Below are 16,892 nucleotides of genomic sequence, written 5' to 3'. Positions count from 1 at the left end.
CCATGACCACCTACTTCGTCACGGGCGCGACGGGCTTCCTCGGGAAGCGCCTGGTCGCCCGCTTGCTCTCGCGGCGGGACACGACCGCCGTCCACGTGCTCGTCCGCAACACCTCGCGCGACCGCCTGGCCGCGCTGGCGCGGGACTGGCCGAACGCCGACCGCCTGGTCCCCGCCGTCGGCGACCTCACCGAACCGCTGCTGGGCCTCGACCCGGCCGGCTACGACGGGGTCGATCACGTCGTCCACCTCGGCGCGGTCTACGACTTCACCGCCGACGACGCGGCGAACCAGGCCGCGAACGTCGAGGGCACCCGGAACCTGCTCGCATTCGCCGCCGCTGCGGGCGCGGGACTGCTGCACCACGTGTCGTCGATCGCCGTCGCGGGCGATCACGCCGGCCGCTTCACCGAAGCCGATTTCGACCTCGGACAGTCCTTCAGTTCTCCGTATCACGCCACGAAGTTCGAGGCCGAGAAGCTGGTCCGCGCACAGTCCGACGTGCCGTTTCGCGTCTACCGGCCCTCCGCGGTCGTCGGCGATTCGCGCACCGGCGAGATGGACAAGATCGACGGTCCGTACTACTTCCTGCCCGCCATCTCGCGCCTTGCCGCGCTGCCGAAGCAGCTGCCGCTCGCCGCGCCCGATTTCGGGGCCACCAACCTCGTCCCGGTCGACTACGTCGTCGCCGCGATGGAAAACCTCATGCACCGCGAAGCGCCTTCGGGCAGTACGTATCACCTCGCTTCGCCGCGACCGCAGAAGCTGCACGAGGTCTACAACGCCTTCGCCCGCGTTGCCGGAGCGCCGCGCGTACGCACGACGGTGCCGTCCGGTCTGCTTCGCAGCACAGCGTCTCGCCTCGCGACCGCTGTCGACCGCCTGCCGACTGGACGTGCGACGCGCGCAGCAGTGTTGACCGAGCTGGGAATTCCGCTCGAAGTACTCCCCCACCTGAACATGGAGGTGGAGTTCGACACCGCGCGCACCACTTCGGAGCTGTACGGCAGCGGCGTCCACCTTCCCGAGCTTCGCGACTACGCAGAACCGCTTTACCGCTACTGGCGCGCGCATCTTGATCCGGACCACGCTCGCCGCCCAGGGCTTGAAGGACGCGTTGTCCTCATTACCGGTGCGTCGTCGGGCATTGGCCGCGCTAGTGCGCTCGCTGTCGCACGACGCGGTGCGAAGGTGCTTCTCATCGCGCGTCGTGCCGAAGAACTCGAAGACGTGCGTAGCGAGATCACCGCAGCAGGTGGCGAAGCAGCGACGTACCCGTGCGACCTCACTGACGGCGACGCGGTCGACGGTCTCGTGAAGGCGGTCCTCGCCGACCACGGCGCGGTGGACGTCTTGGTGAACAACGCCGGACGCTCCATCCGACGCTCGGTGCAGCTGTCGACGGAACGGTTCCACGACTACGAACGCACCATGGCCATCAACTACTTCGGCCCGGTGCGGCTGATCCTCGGGCTGCTGCCGTCGATGACCGAACGCCGGTTCGGCCACATCGTGAACGTCACCACGCAAGGCCTGCAGACCGACACCCCGCGGTTTTCCGCTTACCTGGCTTCAAAAGCCGCGCTCGAGGAGTTCAGCCTGACCGCCGGGCGCGAGACGCTGTCCGACGGCGTCACGTTCTCCTCGGTCCGGATGCCGTTGGTGCGCACGGACATGATCGCGCCGACCGGTTCGTACCGCGGGCTGCCCGCGAGTTCACCGGAACGCGCCGCGGCGCTGGTGGTGAAGGCGATCGAACGGCGACCACAGATCCTGAGCCTCCCCGAGGGCCGGGCCGCGGAACTGGCCTCGCTGGCAGCGCCGGACCTCGCGCGGTTCGCGGCGCACCTCGTCTACCGGGTGATGCCGGAATCCGCGCCGGAAGCCAAAAAGCTGCCCCGCCAGCCCGCTTCGGCAAAGGTCGCGGCGACGCTGACGCGGCTGGTGTGGCGGCGGAAGGCCTAAGGACGTCGTGAGTGTTCAGCACGGTGAGAACCGGCAACGACACTCACGAATCCACCAGCAGGTCGTCCGGCGATCCGCTGGCCAGCCCGGCCAGCACGTCCAACGCACTCGCCAACGTCTCCTCCGAGGGCGCGGACACCGCGATCCGCACCGCGTTCGGCGCGTGCCCCGGAACCACCGAAAACGCCGCCGCCGGGGACAACGCGATTCCCCGGCGAGCAGCGGCGGCCACGAAGGTCTCGGCCCGCCACTGGTCCGGCAGCACCCACCACCGGTGGTAGGCCGAGGCGTCGCCGTACACCTGGAAACCCGCCAGCCGCTCCGCGACAATCCGGGCCCGCGCCCCGGCGTCCGCGCGTTTCGCCGCTTCGACCTCCGCGAGCACGCCGCCGGTGATCCACCGCCGCGCCGCCTCCACCGAGAACCGCGACGCCGACCAGCCGCCGGACCGGATCGCGCTCGCCAGCCGCGCGACCCACGGCGGCGGCACCACGAGGAACCCGGCGGTGAGCCCGGGCGCGACGCGTTTCGACAGGCTGTCCACGAACACCGTCCGCTCCGGCATCAGCGCGGCGAGCGGTTCGGTGTCCGGGCGGAGGAAGGTGTAGATGCCGTCCTCGATCACCGGCAGGTCCAGCCTGCGGACGGTCTCGGCCAGTTCGGCGCGGCGCCGCGGCGGCATCGTGGTGCCGAGCGGGTTGTGCAGGGTCGGCTGGACGTACAGCGCCCGCACCGGAGCGCTCGCCGCGAGCGCGGCCGGGACCAGGCCGTGCGCGTCGGTTTCGATCGGCACCAGCTCGATGCCGAGCCGAGTCGCCGCGGCCTTGACCACCGGATAGGTCAGGGATTCGACCGCCAGCCGCTCGCCGGTCGGCACGAACGCCGCTAGCGCTGCGGCAATGCCCTGCCGCCCGTTTCCCGCGACCAGCACCTGGTCCGGATCCGGCCGCCAGGTGCCCCGGGCGAGCATCGAGACCGCCGCCTCGCGGACCGCTTTGGTGCCGGCCGCGCCGAGCGGATGCAGGGCGTCGGTGAAGACGTCCGCGCGCAGCACAGGTTCGAGTGCCTGCGCCAGTTTGGCCGATTGGGTCGGCAGCACGGCGAAGTTGAGTTCGAGATCCACGCGCGCGTCGCCGGGTTCGGACAGCGCCGGTTCCGGGCCGGGCTTCGCCGCGCGTACGAAGGTGCCCCGGCCGACCTCGCCGACCGCCAGGCCGCGGCGGACGAGTTCGCCGTACACGCGGGCCGCGGTGGAGCCGGCGATGCCGCGGTCGCGCGCGAACCTGCGCTGCGGCGGCAGCCGGTCGCCGGGCCGCAGCCGGCCGGCTTCGATGTCGGCGGCGAGTTCGTCCGCGACGACGCGGTAGTCGTCCATCCCACCCTCGCTCTGCCGGGATTCTCCGGACGCATCATGGCACCGGCCGGTCACTGTTCGCTAATGCGACCCACGGAACTCCCCGGACGGGGGTCACTAGGTTAGCCTTACCTGTGTGGCACGGACGAGCGAAGACACCCGACTGCACGCCGAGGACCTGACGCTGGCCTACGACGGCCGCACGGTCGCCGAACGGCTCGGCGTGGTCATCCCGGACAAGTCGTTCACGGTCATCGTCGGCCCCAACGCCTGCGGCAAGACCACGCTGCTGCGCGCGCTCGCCAGGATGCTGAAGCCGCGCGCGGGCTCGGTCTACCTCGACGGCGAGGTGATCTCCAGCTACGGCGCGAAGGAGGTCGCGCGGCGGCTCGGCCTGCTGCCGCAAAGCTCGATCGCGCCGGACGGGATCACCGTGTCCGACCTCGTCGCGCGGGGCCGGTACCCGCACCAGAAACTGCTGCGCCAATGGTCCCGCGAGGACGCGACGGTGGTCGCCGATTCGATGCGCGCGACCGGCGTCGACGACCTCGCCGAGCGGATGGTCGACGAACTGTCCGGCGGGCAGCGCCAGCGCGTCTGGATGGCGATGGCGCTGGCCCAGCAGACCGACCTGCTGCTGCTCGACGAGCCCACGACGTACCTGGACATCGCGCACCAGCTCGACATCCTCGACCTCTGCGCGACCCTGCACAGCGAACAGGGCCGCACGCTGGTCGCCGTGCTGCACGACCTCAACCACGCGGCCCGGTACGCGACGCACCTGATCGCGATGCGCGACGGGAAGGTGCTGGCCACCGGGACGCCGGAGGAGGTCGTGACGGCGGAGAACGTGGAGCGGATTTTCGAGCTGCCGTGCCGGGTGATGGAATGCCCGGAAAGCGGGAGCCCGATGGTGATCCCGAAGGTCAGCCGCCGCGCGGCGTGATTCAGCGGCGGGACATGAACGACCGCCACACGTCCGCCGGGACCGACGAACCCGTCACCTTCTTGCCCGTCGCGTCGAGCAGCTTGCGGTTGTCATCGGTGCCGAGCCACACCGCCGTCGCCAGCTGCGGCGTGTAGCCGACCGCCCAGGCGTCCTGGTTGTCGCGCGAATTGCCGCGCTCGAACTCGCCCGTGCGCAGAGCGGCCGCGCGACCGTCCGGCAACGTCGTCTGCAGAACGGAAGTCACGTCTTGCGCGACCTGCTCCGGAACGGCGGCGACCGGTTGGTTTTCGTGCTGCCACACGACTTTCCCGGACTGATCGAGCACCTTGTCCACCAGGTGCACCGGCGCGTGCATCCCGTTGGCAGCGTAGGTCGCGTACGCCCCGGCGACGTCGAGCGGGCGCATCGGATACCGGCCGACGACGATGCCCGAGCCGATCGTGGCACCGTCCTGTTCGCGCATGGTCGGCGTCCCGTCCACCTCGTCCGGGATTCCCGCTGACCGGGCCGCCTCGCTCACCTCGTCGACGCCGATCTTCTTCGAGACCGTGATGAACGGCGTATCCGCCCCGGACGTCAACGCGCTGCGCAAGGTGCACGGCTGCGGGCACTTCGGCGGATAGTCGAACTTCTCGCCGAGGTACTGGATCTCCCGGGGAGCAGCCACTTTCTCGTCCAGCGACATCCCGTTCTTCAAGCCGGCCGCCGCGGTGAACGGGTAGAACGCGGAGCCGAGCGGATGACCGGTCGCCGCATAATCCCGGACCCCGTGGTTGCCGCCGTCGTACGCGCGCACCGCACCGCTGGCCGGATCGACGGCCACCAGCGCGCCGCGGAACTCCGCTGGTTCGCCCTTCAACCGGTCGCTCAGCGCGGCGTGCGCGGCGGTCTGCAACCCTGGGTCCAGGGTAGTCTGGACGGTCAGATTCCCTTGCTGCAACCGGGAAAGCGAGAACCCGGCCGCCTCCAGTTCAGTGAGCACTCGCTGTTTTAGGTGGTACTGGTCGTAATTCAGGCTCACCCGGGTCTCGGCAGGCGGCTTGATCTCCGCGCCGGGATAAGCCATGCCGTCGGAGTTCTTCAGATAACCGCGCTCGACCAGCTTGTCGCGCACGTACCGCCAGCGCTTCGCCGCGTGTTCGTCGCCGGACACCGCCGGATCGTGCACTGACGGCGACTGGATCATCCCGGCCAGGAACGCGGCCTCGCTCCAGGTGATGCTGTTGTCCAGCGGACGGCCGAAGAACGCGTTCATCGCCGCCGCCGGGCCGAAAGTGTTGCGGCCGAACGAAATGATGTTGGCGTAGCTCTCGAAGATCTGTTCCTTGCTCTGTTCCTGGGTGATCTTCGTGGCCAGCACGAGTTCCTGCATTTTCCGGGAGAGCGTCGAATCCTCGTCGCCGGTCGACTTCTTGATGTACTGCTGGGTGATCCCGGACCCGCCGCCGACGCCGGTCAGGAACGCGCGGCCGATCCCGGTCGGGTCGAAGCCGGAGTTGGCCCAGAAGGTCGGGTCTTCAGTGGCGACGATGGCGTCGCGCAGCTTCTGCGGGATCTGGTCGAACGGCACGAACCGCCGGTCGCCTTCCGGGGGCACGATGCGCAGCAGCTCGCTGCCGTCGGCGTACTTCAGCGTGACGGTTTTGCCGAGCGAGGCGAGGACGTCCTGCGGACTGCGGACGTCCAGCAGCAGGTAGGCGATCCAGAACGCGATCAGCGGCACGCCGACCGCGAAGCCGGTCAGGTAGTAGGCACCCCTGCGGATGCGGCGCCACTTGCGACGGGCAACAGCGGATTGGTCACTCTCCGGGGCTGGCTCCACGAATGGATGACGGCTGAACCAGTGACAAGGTTCTGTCGACCCGGTGAATTGATCACGAGAGGAACGCGCGAAGCAGCGACGCGGTGCCCTCGATGTGCTCGGCCATCGCCTGCCGCGCGGCCACCGGATCGCCGGCCAGGATCGCGTCGACGATCGCCTCGTGCTGCGCGTTCGAATGCTCCAGATTGGGTTCGAGCAGCGGAATCCGGTCGAGCAGCTGGTTGACCCGGGTTCGCGCGTCGGCGACCGTGCTGGTGAGCGACGCGGACGCGGTGACCTCGGCGATCGCCAGGTGCAGCCGCGAATCCTTGCGCCGGTAATCGGCGAGACTGGCCGCCGACGCTTCCGCGAGGGTGCCGGTGAGATGCTGCCGGTCGGCCGGGCTCAACGTCCGAGCCGCGGCTGCCTCCGCCGCGCCGGTTTCCAGGACATGCCGCAGGCACAACGCGTCTTCCAGCCCGGCCGCGTCCACCTCGCCAACCGCCCGTTCGGCAGGTTCCGGCAGTTTCTCGTTCACGAACGTGCCGCCGTACCGCCCGCGCCGCGACTCGACGTACCCGGCGTCGGCCAGCGCGCGAATCGCCTCCCGCAGCGTCACCCGGCTCACGCCGAGCCGTTCCGCCAGCTCGCGCTCGGAGGGCAACCGGTCCCCCGCGCCGACGACCCCGAGCCGAATCGCCTGCAACAGCCGCTCGACGGTCTCCTCGAAGGCGTTCCCGGCACGCACCGGCCGGAACAGGGCCGCGTTCGCGCTCACCACCGAGGTCGACTCCACCTGCCCGATTCTATGCTGCCCGATTGCAGAGAAGTCTTTGCAAAGAGTTCTCTGCGGTCTACAGTACGGAGCATGCCCGACGAACGCCGCGCTCGCCAGATCGACGCCCGCACCCTGCGCGCGCTGGCGCATCCGCTGCGCATGGAACTGCTCGACCTGCTGACCGTCGACGGCCCGGCCACCGCGACCGGGCTCGGCAAGCGCGTCGGCGAAAGCTCCGGCACCACGTCGTGGCACCTGCGCCAGCTCGCGGACGCCGGGCTGGTCGAGGAAGACACCAGCCGCGGCTCGAAGCGCGAACGCTGGTGGAAAGCGGCGCAGGAATCGACCCGGATGCACGCGGCCGACTTCGTCGACGACCCGGCGATGGCCGGGCCGCTCATGGCTTTCCTGCACCAGCACGTGGACATCCGCTACCGCGAACAAGCGCAGTTCGTCTCGGAACTGCCGCGCTGGGCGGACGAATGGCGGGACAGCGCGACGCTGAGCAGCACCCGGATGCCGCTCACCCCGGACGAATCCCAACGGCTGATCGAAGAAATCGAAGCGGTGATCGAACGCTACCGCCGTCCGGCCCGGCCCGGCGACGAAACGGTGATCACGCAGTGGGCGGCGTTCCCGCACGCGACCGTCGCATCCGAAGACCAGGGGGAATCCTGATGCACCCGTTCCTGCCCGAATTCGCCGCCGACCGCCAGGGCGAACTCCTCGCCGCCGCCGTCCGCCTCCCGCCCCGAACGCCTGCCCGGCAACGGCTCGGCTGGTGGCTGATGACCGTGGGCCTTCGCCTCGCCACCCCGAAACGCCGTGAAGGACTCCTCGAAGGAATCTGATTCCCGCAAGGAGCCCTTCACGGAACGAAAATCAGCACTCGATGACGTTCACGGCCAACCCGCCGCGTGCGGTCTCCTTGTACTTCACCGACATGTCCGCGCCGGTCTCGCGCATGGTCTTGATCGCCTTGTCCAGCGTCACCACGTGGCTTCCGTCGCCGCGCATCGCCATGCGCGCGGCGTGGATCGCCTTGGACGCACCGACTGCGTTGCGTTCGATGCACGGGATCTGCACCAGCCCGCCCACCGGGTCGCACGTCAATCCGAGGTGATGCTCCACCCCGATTTCCGCCGCGTTCTCGACCTGGGCGGGCGACCCGCCCAGCACCTCGGTCAGCCCGGCAGCCGCCATCGCCGAGGCCGAGCCGACCTCGCCCTGGCAGCCGACCTCGGCGCCCGAGATCGAGCCGGTCTGCTTGAGGATCGAGCCGATCGCGCCCGCGGTGAGCAGGAAGGTGACGATGCCGTCGTCCGAAGACCCGCGCACAAACCGTTGGTAGTAATGCAAAACCGCCGGAATGATCCCGGCCGCGCCATTGGTCGGAGCGGTGACGACGCGTCCGCCCGCGGCGTTTTCCTCGTTGACCGCGAGGGCGTACAGGCTGACCCAGTCCATCGCGTACAACGGATCGTCCGCGCCGTCTTCGGCGAGCAGCTTGTCGTGCAACGACTTGGCCCGCCGAGGAACCTTCAGACCGCCCGGCAGCACGCCCTCGTGCGTGTACCCGTTGCGCACGCACTCGGCCATCACCTGCCAGATCTGCAGCAGCCCAGCCCGGATTTCCTCGTGGCTGCGCCAGGAAAGCTCGTTCTGCAGCATGATCTCGCTGACCGGAAGCCCGGTGTCCGAGCAATGCTTCAGCAGGTCCGCCCCGGTGCGGAACGGGTACGGGACCGGCGTGGAGTCCTCCACGAACACCGTGTCGGTCTCGTACGACTCGTCCCGCACGAAGCCGCCGCCGACCGAGTAATACGTGCGTTCCCGCACCAGCGAACCGTCTGCGGCGAACGCGCGGAACACCATCCCGTTGGGATGCGCGGGCAGCGACTTCCGCCGGTGCATCGTCAGGTCGGTGTCCTCGACGAACGCGACCTCGTGCGTCCCGCCGACAGCCAGCCGCCCGGACTCCCGGATCGCCGCCACCTTGGCTGGCACCGTGTCGGTGTCGATTTCCTCCGGACGCTCCCCGGAAAGCCCGAGCAGCACCGCCTTGTCGCTGCCGTGCCCGAACCCGGTCGCGCCGAGGGAGCCGAACAATTCGGCCTGCACTCGCGCGACCGTCTCGAGCACGCCGTCCTCGACCAGACCGTCCACAAAGGTCTTGGCCGCGCGCATCGGGCCGACCGTGTGCGAACTCGACGGCCCGATGCCGATCGAAAACAGGTCGAAGACGCTGATCGCCATTGATCCGCCCCTTCTCTTAGTTCCTCGCCAGCACGCTGCTGGCTTCTTGCGCCGCCGGTCCTTCGGCGGTCAGGTGGGCGAGGTTCTCCGGGAGCGCCTCGCCGCGGTGCGCCTTGGTCTGGGCGTAGAGCCGTCCGGCGCGGTAGGACGAGCGGACCAGGGGACCGGCCATCACGCCCGGGAACCCGATGGCCTCAGCGGTCTTCGCGTGCTCGACGAATTCCTCCGGCTTGACCCAGCGGTCGACCGGGTGGTGCCGCGGGGAAGGCCGCAGGTACTGGGTGATCGTGATGATCTCGCAGCCCGCGTCGAAGAGGTCCTGCAACGCGACGCTGACCTCGTCCGGGGTCTCCCCCATGCCGAGGATCAGGTTCGACTTCGTCACCAAACCAGCCGCACGAGCCTGCGTGATCACATCCAACGACCGCGCATAACGGAAACCGGGACGGATCCGCTTGAAGATCCGCGGCACCGTCTCCACGTTGTGCGCCAAAACCTCCGGCCGCGACCCAAACACCTCAGCCAACTGATCCGGCTCCGCATTGAAGTCCGGGATCAACAACTCCACACCGGTACCGGGGTTCAACGCGTGGATCTGACGCACCGTCTCCGCGTACAGCCAGGCCCCGCCGTCCTCGAGATCGTCACGAGCCACGCCGGTGATCGTCGAGTACCGCAGCCCCATGGCCTGCACCGACTCCGCGACCTTCCGCGGCTCCGTCCGGTCCAGCGCAGCAGGCTTGCCCGTGTCGATCTGACAGAAGTCACAGCGCCGGGTGCACTGGTCCCCGCCGATCAAGAACGTGGCCTCCCGGTCCTCCCAGCATTCGTAAATGTTGGGACAACCCGCCTCTTCGCACACCGTGTGGAGGCCTTCGCGGCGCACGAGCCCCTTGAGTTCGGTGAACTCCGGACCCATCCGCACCCGCGTCTTGATCCACGGCGGCTTCTTCTCGATCGGCGTCTCGCTGTTGCGCACCTCAAGCCGCAACAGCTTCCGCCCTTCGGGCTGCGCGCTCATCGGCTCAGGTCCGCGTACAGCGGGTGCTTCTTCGCCAGCAGTTCGACCCGGGTGCGCAGCGCCTGCTGCGCGGCCTCGTCGAAGTCCGGCTTGAGCGTCTCGGCGATGATGTCGGCGACCTCGGTGAAGTCGTCGGCGCCGAAACCGCGGGTGGCCAGCGCCGGGGTGCCGATCCGCAGGCCCGAGGTGACCATCGGGGGACGCGGGTCGAACGGCACCGCGTTGCGGTTGACGGTGATCCCGACCGAGTGCAGCCGGTCCTCCGCCTCCTGGCCGTTGAGCTGGGAGTTCACCAGGTCGACGAGGACCAGGTGCACGTCGGTGCCGCCGGTGAGGACGCGGACGCCCGCCTCGGCGCAGTCGGTGCGCGACAGCCGGTCGGCGAGGATCTTCGCGCCTTCCAGGGTGCGCTCCTGACGCTCGCGGAACCCGTCGGTCGCGGCGATCTTGAGCGCCACGGCCTTGGCCGCGATCACGTGCTCCAGCGGACCGCCCTGCTGACCGGGGAACACCGCCGAGTTGATCTTCTTCGCCAGCTCCTGGCGGGAGAGGATCAGGCCGCCGCGCGGACCGCCGAGGGTCTTGTGCGTGGTGGTCGTGACGATGTCCGCGTGCGGCACCGGCGACGGGTGCAGCCCGGCGGCCACGAGGCCGGCGAAGTGCGCCATGTCGACCATCAGCTTGGCGTCGACCAGGTCGGCGATCCGGCGGAACTCGGCGAAGTCGAGCTGGCGCGGGTAGGCCGACCAGCCGGCGACGATCAGCTTCGGCTTGTGCTCGACCGCCAGCCGCTCGATCTCGGCGACGTCGACGATCCCGGTCTCCTTGTCGACGTGGTAGGCGACCACGTTGTACAGCTTGCCGGAGAAGTTGATCTTCATCCCGTGCGTCAGGTGGCCGCCGTGCGCGAGGTCGAGGCCGAGGATCGTGTCGCCCGGCTTCAGCACCGCGAACATCGCCGCCGCGTTGGCCTGCGCGCCCGAGTGCGGCTGCACGTTCGCGTGCTCCGCGCCGAACAGCGCCTTGGCCCGGTCGATCGCGAGCTGCTCGACGACGTCGACGTGCTCGCAGCCGCCGTAGTAGCGGCGGCCCGGGTAGCCCTCGGCGTACTTGTTCGTCAGCACCGAGCCCTGCGCCTCGAGCACGCCGACCGGCGCGAAGTTCTCCGAGGCGATCATCTCGAGCGTCGACTGCTGGCGGTCCAGCTCCGCGGCCACCGCGGCGGCGACCTCGGGGTCCACCTCGGACAGGGGGGCGTCGAACGGGGCGGTCATCAGTTCTCCTGGGTCAGCTCGGCGTACGCGGACGCGTCGAGCAGCTCCGGGACGTCGCCCGAGAGCCGCACCTGCAGCAGCCATCCTTCGGTGTAGGGGTCGGAGTTGATGACCTCGGGGGTGTCCGATGTGGCCTCGTTCACCGCCACCACCTCGCCGCTGACCGGCGAGTACAGCTCGCTGACCGACTTGGTCGACTCGACCTCGCCGAACACCTCGCCCGCGGTGACGGTGTCGCCGACGCCGGGCAGCTGCACGAACACGATGTCGCCGAGCGAGCCTGCCGCGAACGCGGTGATGCCCACCGTCGCGACGCCGTCGTTGACCGACAGCCACTCGTGTTCCTTGGTGTAGGACAGGTTCTGGGGAATGCTCACGGTGCTAGGGCCTTTCAGGCTCGGGAGTAGAAGGGCAGGGCGACGACCTCGACCGGCTCGACGCGGCCCCGGATGTCGACGGACAGCGCGGTGCCGGGCTCGGCGTGCTCCCGGTCTACATACGCCATGGCGATCGGGTAGCCCAGCGTCGGCGACAGCGCGCCGCTGGTGATCTCCCCGATAGTGGCATCCCCGGACAGCACGGCGTACCCGTGCCGCGGGGCGCGGCGGCCGGTGCCGCGCAGGCCGACCCGCACGCGCGGGACGTCGGCCTTCTTCAGCTCCTCCAGGGCCGCGCGGCCCACGAAGTCGCCCGGCTTCTCGAACTTCACGACCCGGCCGAGACCGGCGGCGAACGGGTTCAGCTCGCGGCTGAGTTCGTTGCCGTACAACGGCATCCCGGCTTCCAGCCGCAGCGTGTCGCGGCAGGCGAGCCCGCACGGGACCAGGCCGTGCTCCTGCCCCGCCTCGGTCAGCAGCTGCCACAGCGCCGGAGCCTGCGCCGCGGGCACGAACAGCTCGAAGCCGTCCTCGCCGGTGTAGCCGGTGCGGGCCAGCAGCACGTCGATGCCCTTCACGACGGCGGGCACGCTCGCGTAGTACTTCAGCGACGCGAGGTCCGCGTCGGTCACCGCGGCGAGCACGTCGACCGCCTTCGGGCCCTGTACCGCGATCAGCGCGGTGTCCGCGGACCGGTTCTCCACCACCGCGTCGAACCCGGCGACCCGCTCGGCCAGCGCGTCCGCGACCACGGCGGCGTTGCCCGCGTTGGCCACGACCAGGTACTCCTCGTCGGCGAGCCGGTAGACGACCAGGTCGTCCAGCACGCCGCCGTCGGCGTCGCAGATCATCGTGTAGCGGGCACGGCCCGGCTTCACGCCGGTCAGGTTGCCGACCAGCGCGTAGTCGAGCACGTCGGCGGCCTGCGCGCCGCGGACGTGGATCTCGGCCATGTGCGACAGGTCGAACAGCCCGGCCGCCTCGCGCACGGCCTTGTGCTCGGCCAGCTCGCTGGCGTAGCGCACCGGCATCGACCAGCCGGCGAAATCGGTGAACAGCGCCCCGAGGTCCTGGTGGACCTGGTGCAGGGGGGTTTCCGTCACAGGAAGCCTTTCGTTGTCGCGAGCGGAGGTCGCGCTCACGCGTCGTACGCGTCGAGGGGCGGGCAGGAGCAGACGAGGTTGCGGTCGCCGCGCGCGCCGTCGATCCGCCGCACCGGCGGCCAGTACTTGGTCTTGCGCGCCACGCCGACCGGGTACACCGCCAGCTCGCGGTCGTAGTCCGCGGTCCACTCGCCGACGATCGACGACGCGGTGTGCGGCGCACCTCGCAGCGGGCTCGTCTCGGCGGTCCAGCGGCCGGCCGCGACCTCGTCGATCTCGTGCCGGATGGCGATCATCGCCTCGCAGAACCGGTCGATCTCGGCCAGGTCCTCGCTCTCGGTCGGCTCGACCATGAGCGTGCCCGCGACCGGGAAGGACATGGTCGGCGCGTGGAAGCCGTAGTCGATGAGCCGCTTCGCGACGTCGTCCACGGTCACGCCGGTTTCCTTGGTGATGCCGCGCAGGTCGAGGATGCACTCGTGCGCGACCAGGCCGTCCTGCCCCGTGTAGAGCACCGGGTAGTGCGGCGCGAGCCGGGCGGCGATGTAGTTGGCCGCGAGCACCGCGACCTTGGTGGCCTCGGTGAGTCCGGGCGCGCCCATCATCCGCACGTACGCCCAGGAGATCGGCAGGATCGACGCCGAACCGTAGGGCGCGCCGCTGATCGGGCCGACGCCGGTGTCCGGTCCGGCCTGCGCGAGCAGCGGGTGGTTCGGCAGGTACGGCGCGAGGTGTTCGCGCGCCGCGACCGGGCCGACGCCGGGACCGCCGCCGCCGTGCGGGATGCAGAACGTCTTGTGCAGGTTCAGGTGCGAGACGTCGCCGCCGAACTCGCCCGGCTTCGCCAGGCCCAGCAGGGCGTTGAGGTTCGCGCCGTCGACGTACACCTGGCCGCCGCCGTCGTGCACGATCTTGGCGAGCCGCTCGATGCCGTGCTCGTAGACGCCGTGCGTGGACGGGTAGGTGACCATGATCGCGGCGAGGTCGGAGCGGTGCTGGTCCACTTTGGACTGCAGGTCTTCGAGGTCGACGTTGCCCTCGTCGGTGCACTTGACCACGACCACGCGCATCCCGGCGAGCACCGCGGAGGCGGCGTTGGTGCCGTGCGCGGACGACGGGATCAGGCAGACGTCGCGCTCGGGCTGGCCGTTCGCCTGGTGGTAGGCGCGAATGGCCAGCAGCCCGGCGAGCTCGCCCTGGCTGCCCGCATTCGGCTGCAGCGACACCTGGTCGTAGCCGGTGACCTCGGCGAGCCAGCCGGACAGCTGGCGGACCAGCTCGTGGTAGCCCTCGGCGTCCTCGGCGGGCGCGAACGGGTGGATGCCCGCGAACTCGCGCCAGCTGATCGGCTCCATTTCGGTGGTGGCGTTGAGCTTCATCGTGCAGGAGCCGAGCGGGATCATCCCGCGGTCGAGCGCGAAGTCCTGGTCGGCGAGGCGGCGCAGGTAACGCAGCATCGACGTCTCGGACCGGTGCGTGCTGAACACCTCGTGCGTCAGGTAGCCGCTCTCGCGAGCGAGACCGTTCGGGAGCGCCTGCGCGGCTTCCCACGCACTGTCGACACCGAAGGCGCGAAGCACCTTCGCGAGCGTGTCGGGACGCGTGACCTCGTCGCAGGCGATGCGCACGTGGTCAGCATCGATGTGGCCGAGGTTGATCCCCGCCTCGCGCGCAGCTGCGTGCACCTCAGCGGCACGGCCAGGCACCTTCGCGACGACAGTGTCGAAGAAGGCTTCGTGCGCGACTTCGACGCCACCGGCGCGCAGCGCGTTCGCGAGACCGGCCGCGAGTTCGTGAACCCGCGTCGCGATCGCCTTCAGCCCCTCGGGACCGTGGTAGACCGCGTACATCGCCGCGAGCACCGCGGGCAGCACCTGCGCGGTACAGATGTTGGAGGTCGCCTTCTCGCGACGGATGTGCTGCTCGCGCGTCTGCAGCGCGAGGCGGTACGCAGTGTTGCCGTCCGCGTCCACGGACACGCCCACAAGCCGACCCGGCAGCGACCGCTCCAGGCCAGCGCGCACCGCCATGTACCCGGCGTGCGGACCGCCGTAGCCCAGCGGCACGCCGAAGCGCTGCGTGGAACCGACAGCGACGTCCGCGCCGAACTCGCCGGGCGCGGCGATCAAGGTGAGCGCGAGCAGGTCGGCAGCGACCGTGTACAGCGCGCCCGCGGCCTTCGCCGCTTCGGAAACCGCGTGGTAGAAACCGCGCCCGCGCAGCACGCCGGACGCACCCGGGTACTGGACGATGACGCCGAAGAACTCCTCGGGCAGCCCGGTGAGCAGGTCGCGCACCTGCACGTCGATGCCGAGGCCGGCGGCACGCGTCCGCACGACCTCGATGGTCTGCGGAAGGCATTCGGCGTCGAGAACGACCACATTGGACTTCGACTTCGACGCGCGGCGCATCAGCGTCATCGCCTCGGCGGCCGCGGTGGACTCGTCGAGCATCGAGGCGTTGGCGATCGCCAGCCCGGTCAGGTCGGACACCGCGGTCTGGAAGTTCAGCAGCGCTTCGAGCCTGCCCTGCGAGATCTCCGGCTGGTACGGCGTGTACGCGGTGTACCAGGCCGGGTTCTCCAGCACGTTGCGGCGGATCACGCCCGGGGTGACGGTGTCGGAGTAGCCGAGGCCGATCATCTGCGTCATCGGCCGGTTGCGCGCGGCGAGCGCACGCAGCTCGGCGGTGGCCTCTTCCTCGGACGCGGGCGCGGGAAGCGCCAGGTCACCGGCCGTGCGGATGGCGGACGGCACCGCCGCTTCCACGAGGGCGTCCAGGCTTCCGTAACCGCATTCGGCGAGCATCTTCGCCCGCTCGGCCTCGCCGGGACCGATATGGCGGGTGTCGAAGGGGGTGGAGGTGATGGGAGCTCCTCGGGACGGGCACCGGGCGCGGCGGTGCACTGGGAACTCCCCCTCTGTCATGGGCACCTGAGAGTTTCACCGCGCTCGGCGCGGCTTTCACCTTGGGTGAGGCGCGGGTGCGCCTGCTTTCCAGAGTGGCCTCGCCAAAAGCGGTAGCGGTTACCTGAGAGATTCCGGGGAGTTTGCTCCTTCGGTGTCCCACTGATCGCATGGGACTCTCCCGCTCCGGCTCGAACGGCCCTGTGTTCAGTTGTGGGTGCGGCCACTCTACCTGCCGCTTCACGCGCCAGTCTACCGCTCCCGGCCTACGCCACAAACGTCCGTGAAGGACCCCTTGCGGGAATCAGATTCCGTCAAGGAGCCCTTCACGGACCGTCACAGCGGGGTTACATAGGCGCCGGAGATGCCGCCGTCGACGAGGAACTGCGCGGCGGTGATGAAGCTGGCGTCGTCGCTCGCCAGGAAGGCCACCGCGGCGGCGATCTCCTCCGGTTCGGCGAAGCGGCCGACCGGGACGTGCACCAGACGGCGAGCCGCGCGCTCCGGGTCCTTCGCGAACAGTTCCTTCAGCAGCGGAGTGTTGACCGGCCCCGGGCACAGCGCGTTGACCCGGATGTTCTCGCGCGCGAACTGCACGCCCAGCTCGCGCGTCATGGCGAGCACGCCGCCTTTCGAAGCGGTGTAGGAAATCTGCGAGGTCGCGGCTCCCATCACGGCCACGAACGACGCGGTGTTCACGATCGAACCGCGGCCCTGGCGCTGCATGTGCGGCAGAACCGCCTTGCAGCACAGGTACACCGAGGTCAGGTTGACCCGCTGCACCTTCTCCCAGGCTTCGATGCCGGTGGTGAGGATCGAGTCGTCCTCCGGCGGCGAGATGCCCGCGTTGTTGAACGCGACGTCGACCGCGCCGAACTCGTCGACGGTCGTCTGGAAAAGGGCTTCGACCTGGTCCGCGTCGGTGACGTCGACCTGGACGAAGGCCCCGCCCACCGCGTCGGCGGCCGCCTTGCCCTGCTCCGGCGCGACGTCGCCGATCACGACCTTCGCGCCCTCGCTCGCCAACCGCTTGGCGGTGGCGAGGCCGATGCCGCTCGCACCGCCGGTGATCACCGCGACGCGGCCGTCAAAACGCTGCACCATCGTGG

14 protein-coding genes and 1 riboswitch are annotated in these 16,892 nt (G+C 69.7%); of the genes, 4 read left to right on the top strand and 10 right to left on the bottom strand.

Translation table 11 applies throughout. The annotated features are described in order from the left end of the window. Positions 1-2 precede the first annotated feature (2 nt). A complete protein-coding gene (locus tag EIZ44_RS05360; protein ID WP_134665481.1) occupies positions 3-1,964 on the top strand; it encodes an SDR family oxidoreductase in 1,962 nt (653 codons plus the stop codon). Between the two features lie 43 nt (positions 1,965-2,007). Here EIZ44_RS05360 and EIZ44_RS05355 read toward each other — a convergent pair whose 3' ends face one another. Then, positions 2,008-3,339, bottom strand: coding sequence for an aminotransferase-like domain-containing protein (locus EIZ44_RS05355; protein ID WP_134727867.1), 1,332 nt, complete (start codon positions 3,337-3,339; stop codon positions 2,008-2,010). 115 nt (positions 3,340-3,454) lie between these two features. Here EIZ44_RS05355 and EIZ44_RS05350 point away from each other — a divergent pair, with 115 nt between their 5' ends. Then, the gene (locus EIZ44_RS05350) at positions 3,455-4,264 is read left to right on the top strand and encodes an ABC transporter ATP-binding protein (protein WP_037810152.1); all 810 of its coding nucleotides are present in this window, start codon (positions 3,455-3,457) and stop codon (positions 4,262-4,264) included. 1 nt (position 4,265) lies between these two features. Here the strand turns inward: EIZ44_RS05350 and EIZ44_RS05345 are convergent, their stop codons facing one another. Both EIZ44_RS05345 and EIZ44_RS05340 read right to left on the bottom strand, forming a co-directional pair. Then, complete coding sequence (locus tag EIZ44_RS05345; protein ID WP_037810151.1) at positions 4,266-6,089, bottom strand: transglycosylase domain-containing protein; 1,824 nt, start codon at positions 6,087-6,089, stop codon at positions 4,266-4,268. Positions 6,090-6,141: 52 nt separating this feature from the next. Beyond that, entirely contained in the window at positions 6,142-6,864 is a 723-nt protein-coding gene (locus EIZ44_RS05340) for a FadR/GntR family transcriptional regulator (protein ID WP_037810150.1), read from the bottom strand. Between the two features lie 72 nt (positions 6,865-6,936). On the opposite strand from EIZ44_RS05340, the gene EIZ44_RS05335 reads away from it, so the two are divergent. Both EIZ44_RS05335 and EIZ44_RS44580 read left to right on the top strand, forming a co-directional pair. Then, a complete protein-coding gene (locus tag EIZ44_RS05335; protein ID WP_134727866.1) occupies positions 6,937-7,524 on the top strand; it encodes an ArsR/SmtB family transcription factor in 588 nt (195 codons plus the stop codon). Next, complete coding sequence (locus EIZ44_RS44580) at positions 7,524-7,697, top strand: hypothetical protein (protein ID WP_167753969.1); 174 nt, start codon at positions 7,524-7,526, stop codon at positions 7,695-7,697. Before EIZ44_RS05335 ends, EIZ44_RS44580 begins: the two co-directional genes overlap by 1 nt. 31 nt (positions 7,698-7,728) lie before the next feature. On the opposite strand, the gene EIZ44_RS05330 is transcribed toward EIZ44_RS44580, so the two are convergent. The 7 genes from EIZ44_RS05330 to EIZ44_RS05300 form a co-directional block, all read right to left on the bottom strand. After that, positions 7,729-9,102, bottom strand: coding sequence for an L-serine ammonia-lyase (locus EIZ44_RS05330; protein ID WP_134727865.1), 1,374 nt, complete (start codon positions 9,100-9,102; stop codon positions 7,729-7,731). Positions 9,103-9,118: 16 nt separating this feature from the next. Continuing rightward, complete coding sequence (gene lipA, locus EIZ44_RS05325; RefSeq protein WP_134727864.1) at positions 9,119-10,123, bottom strand: lipoyl synthase; 1,005 nt, start codon at positions 10,121-10,123, stop codon at positions 9,119-9,121. After that, the gene (gene glyA / locus EIZ44_RS05320; protein ID WP_134727863.1) at positions 10,120-11,397 is read right to left on the bottom strand and encodes a serine hydroxymethyltransferase; all 1,278 of its coding nucleotides are present in this window, start codon (positions 11,395-11,397) and stop codon (positions 10,120-10,122) included. The genes lipA and glyA overlap by 4 nt, the downstream gene beginning before the upstream one ends. Continuing rightward, entirely contained in the window at positions 11,397-11,774 is a 378-nt protein-coding gene (gcvH, locus tag EIZ44_RS05315; protein WP_037811636.1) for a glycine cleavage system protein GcvH, read from the bottom strand. Before gcvH ends, glyA begins: the two co-directional genes overlap by 1 nt. Before the next feature lie 14 nt (positions 11,775-11,788). Beyond that, positions 11,789-12,877, bottom strand: a complete 1,089-nt coding sequence (gene gcvT, locus EIZ44_RS05310; RefSeq protein ID WP_037811638.1) for a glycine cleavage system aminomethyltransferase GcvT — start codon at positions 12,875-12,877, stop codon at positions 11,789-11,791. A 35-nt stretch (positions 12,878-12,912) separates the two neighbouring features. Continuing rightward, a complete protein-coding gene (gcvP, locus tag EIZ44_RS05305) occupies positions 12,913-15,744 on the bottom strand; it encodes an aminomethyl-transferring glycine dehydrogenase (protein WP_134727915.1) in 2,832 nt (943 codons plus the stop codon). Between the two features lie 43 nt (positions 15,745-15,787). Next, positions 15,788-15,887, bottom strand: a riboswitch (glycine riboswitch). A 232-nt stretch (positions 15,888-16,119) separates the two neighbouring features. Beyond that, positions 16,120-16,887, bottom strand: a complete 768-nt coding sequence (locus EIZ44_RS05300) for a 3-oxoacyl-ACP reductase (protein WP_037811639.1) — start codon at positions 16,885-16,887, stop codon at positions 16,120-16,122. Between the last annotated feature and the right edge of the window lie 5 nt (positions 16,888-16,892).

It is taken from the genome of Amycolatopsis nivea (assembly GCF_004522235.1).
Classification (GTDB): Bacteria; Actinomycetota; Actinomycetes; order Mycobacteriales; family Pseudonocardiaceae; genus Amycolatopsis; species Amycolatopsis nivea.
Note: the sequence above shows the minus strand (reverse complement) of the source record. Positions and strands in the feature narration are given on the sequence as shown.

Bases quoted from the DNA above. Each gene is read 5' to 3' on its own strand.
- EIZ44_RS05360 (WP_134665481.1), top strand. From the start codon at position 3: ATGACCACCTACTTCGTCACGGGCGCGACGGGCTTCCTCGGGAAGCGC.
- EIZ44_RS05355 (WP_134727867.1), bottom strand. From the start codon at position 3,339: ATGGACGACTACCGCGTCGTCGCGGACGAACTCGCCGCCGACATCGAA.
- EIZ44_RS05335 (WP_134727866.1), top strand. From the start codon at position 6,937: ATGCCCGACGAACGCCGCGCTCGCCAGATCGACGCCCGCACCCTGCGC.
- EIZ44_RS44580 (WP_167753969.1), top strand. From the start codon at position 7,524: ATGCACCCGTTCCTGCCCGAATTCGCCGCCGACCGCCAGGGCGAACTC.
- EIZ44_RS05330 (WP_134727865.1), bottom strand. From the start codon at position 9,102: ATGGCGATCAGCGTCTTCGACCTGTTTTCGATCGGCATCGGGCCGTCG.
- lipA (WP_134727864.1), bottom strand. From the start codon at position 10,123: ATGAGCGCGCAGCCCGAAGGGCGGAAGCTGTTGCGGCTTGAGGTGCGC.
- glyA (WP_134727863.1), bottom strand. From the start codon at position 11,397: ATGACCGCCCCGTTCGACGCCCCCCTGTCCGAGGTGGACCCCGAGGTC.
- EIZ44_RS05300 (WP_037811639.1), bottom strand. From the start codon at position 16,887: ATGGTGCAGCGTTTTGACGGCCGCGTCGCGGTGATCACCGGCGGTGCG.